The organism is Gilliamella sp. B2717, assembly GCF_026536675.1.
GTDB classification, from domain to species: Bacteria; Pseudomonadota; Gammaproteobacteria; order Enterobacterales; family Orbaceae; genus Gilliamella; species Gilliamella apicola_I.
In genome coordinates, this window is the sequence record NZ_JAFNNQ010000059.1 from 1 (window position 1) to 1,170 (window position 1,170).

At 26.1% G+C, this 1,170-nt stretch carries 1 protein-coding gene; it reads right to left on the reverse strand.

Annotation, left to right across the window (positions count from 1 at the left end):
- Positions 1–238 precede the first annotated feature (238 nt).
- The gene (locus J3U35_RS06560) at positions 239–694 is read right to left on the reverse strand and encodes a hypothetical protein (protein ID WP_267360338.1); all 456 of its coding nucleotides are present in this window, start codon (positions 692–694) and stop codon (positions 239–241) included.
- Positions 695–1,170: the final 476 nt, after the last annotated feature.

Genomic DNA, 1,170 nt, shown 5'->3' on the forward strand with positions numbered 1-1,170 from the left:
AATTTATAAAGATATATTATTTAATTAATTCAATAGTTTTGTTAAATCTTTAAAAGATTACTTATTAAAAGTCATAAAGTTATTAAAAGTATCATATTTATACGAATAACCTATCTATTCATCGTAGTCTTTATTTGCTGTAGAATTTTAATTTGTTGCGCAATAATGATAACTATTTATGAAAGAACAAACTATAACAATAAACCCCAGTTAAATAACTGAGGTTTATTTGGTTAGATTAATCAAATTTCAAATGGTCAAAAATGTACACTAATACAGCAAGTGCGAATTTGCCTATAAGATAAACAGAAATACACACTAATCCTATTAGGAAAAGAAACGACAAAGTAGTTGCAAGTGCATCTACGATTTTATTTTGAATCCGTAGATGATCATTAGAATTTGAACTAATTTCATTTGTGGTTTCATCAGATGAATCAGAATATAATACATTGTAATCCACTTTACACATGCCATAGACATGATACTTACGTTTCTTTAGATCAGGATAATCATCTATCAGTCTATCAAAACGCTTTGAAGTTAATTCAACTCCAATGGTACCTTCAATTTGTTCGCCGTTTCGCATTGCTACTAATTTAACAATTGAACGATCAGGATCCATCAATATTGCTATTGATACTCCCCTTTCACTGTTTTCGGATAAAAATCCGATGATTTTACAATCTGACATAATGCAATTTTTTTAATTAGGCATGTGAATTACTTCACCAGTAGGTAGTTATATAATTCATCATTGTGAATTAGACTAACCTGTTTTTATGTTAGACCGATAATCGTTAAATTTCAATATTTTTTTAATCCCCCAAAGTGTTTTACTCAATTCTACAGTAATAATTTTTTTATCTCTTTAGTTAGTTTATTAAACTATATTGAATCAATTTAGCTTTTTATCAAAACACCATCAGCGTTAATATTAACTGTATTACCCAGTTATCATCCCAATTGATTTTAATTAATCATAGATTTCCAGCTAATTAAATAACTATTTTATTGAAAGAGGAGTGAAATGAATTGCGTAAAATTTATAGATAATTTTATTTTTTATATCTAGGTAACTTTGGGTTAATTAGATGCAATATGATTGATAATTTATAAAGATATATTATTTAATTAATTCAATAGTTTTGTTAAATCTTTAAAAGATTA

Coding starts and splice junctions, on each gene's coding strand:
- J3U35_RS06560 (WP_267360338.1), bottom strand. CDS start 694: ATGTCAGATTGTAAAATCATCGGATTTTTATCCGAAAACAGTGAAAGG.